Annotated in this window: 1 protein-coding gene; it reads right to left on the bottom strand. The window is 53.7% G+C overall.

Features of this window, described 5'->3' with window-relative positions; all coding sequences use genetic code 11:
- Positions 1 to 51: 51 nt before the first annotated feature.
- Positions 52 to 696, bottom strand: a complete 645-nt coding sequence (locus Q363_RS31500) for a PDDEXK nuclease domain-containing protein (protein ID WP_245632601.1) — start codon at positions 694 to 696, stop codon at positions 52 to 54.
- Positions 697 to 1671: the final 975 nt, after the last annotated feature.

Here is a 1671-nt window from a genome sequence, read left to right as displayed (position 1 = left end):
GGAACTACTACCGACCCAACATGCCCTGAGTTGGGCGATAGAAAGGTCGTGCTAAATACCGCGAAGCGGTTTAGTCCAAGACCTCTTATGTGGCCGACCACATAAGAGCTCGATGACGACCAAACACCGCAGGCGTCGGTGAAAGAAGAGGAGGTCGATACGAAACCAAGTGTCATCGAGACGAAGCCTCTTTTGTCGGCCAAGAAAAGCGAAGTCGTCACCCAACTCCAGGAGAAAATCAGTGAGATTGTGAATAAGCGCCGCTTCGCGATCAGACTCCGAGTATTCGTCCCTTAGACCGAGGAACTCCAGTACGAATGGATCTTTAACAGTTTCTTCTGCAGTAATGGCATCGCTCGGTTCGGCGTGCCGCGCGCCTTCCAGCATTGCGGCCTTATTCTTCGAGAGTGCGATGCGCTCGTAGAACTGACTGCCAATCTGACGGTCGAGTTGCCGAATCGACCAGCCGGAACGTAGAGCCTCAGTTTCATAGAATGCTCTGGCATCTGGAGCCTTCACGGAGAGCAGACGGACGTAGGCGGACCACGGCAACGGGAACTTCGCAGCCAATTCAGGCAGTGCCAAAGATTTTTCAGACAGTGTCTGAAAAATCTGCTGAGGCGGCCATACGAGGTAAAAGCGTCTCATTTGGCTCAGGTTAACGGCTCCAAAGCCCCGACCAAACTGGCGCGTCAGATCGTCCGCAAGCTGTTTGATAAGGGCTTCTCCATACTCAGCTCTTTCCTGACCTGCTGCTCAAACTCGACGATTCGACGCCCGATCTCCCAATATGTAGCGGTCATCAGAGCATTAACGCTTCGAACCGAGGTCCTGCCGAAGCCTCTCTGAGGTTTCGGTACGCTGCTATCGCGGCGATGGGATTGGCATGTTTGCTGGTTGGGTTTGTCGTTGCCAATGTCTGGAACCGTAAACATCCGACGGTTGTCCAGGTTCAGTCGGCCGAACTTCATCGTACCCTGGACCTTTCGCAGTATGGAACCTATCGCGGTGACCAGCCAGCGAGCAACCCTCCACTCCATCTTCCAGCCGCGCTGCTAAGGCTGGAACTTGTCCTGCCTCGCCTGAGCCAGCCCGGTGCTTACTCCATCATGGTTTGCGTCCGACAAGAACGGCCTCAATCGCGTGGCGTGCGCAAGAGGGACCGAAGTGGGTGCCGATCCGCGGACCGTGGTTACCGTGTCTCTCGACCTGCGAAGTGCGACACCGGGCAAGTACGTTTTGTCGACTCAACTGCAGGGCGAAGATGCCCCTTACACTTATCCGTTACAAATCGAGTAGATGGGCTTCGTCATGTCTCTGCTGAATCCAATCAATTCTGCCACCCAATGCAGCGTTATGCCCCCTTGGAATGGACCATGGCACCGCCAAGCTCGGTAGTTTAGATTTCCTCACATCCAGTCAGATCCAGACACAGATGGCGCTGGATTACACATTATAAAAAGGCGCCCCTTTTGGAATAGGTTTGGAGTGCTTAGCTCAACCTCTCCAGAAAGGAACACCCTTTATGACGATTGCTAAATATGTCGGCATGGACGTGCACAAGGAAAGTATTTCGATCGCAGTGATGAATTCTACTGGAAAATTCGTGATGGAATGCGTCATCGAGACGAAGGCGAGCATGCTTCTGCAGTTCATCGACGGGCTGCGTGG

The sequence above is a fragment of the Edaphobacter aggregans DSM 19364 genome, from assembly GCF_000745965.1.
Taxonomy (GTDB): Bacteria; Acidobacteriota; Terriglobia; order Terriglobales; family Acidobacteriaceae; genus Edaphobacter; species Edaphobacter aggregans.
Note: the sequence above shows the minus strand (reverse complement) of the source record. Positions and strands in the feature narration are given on the sequence as shown.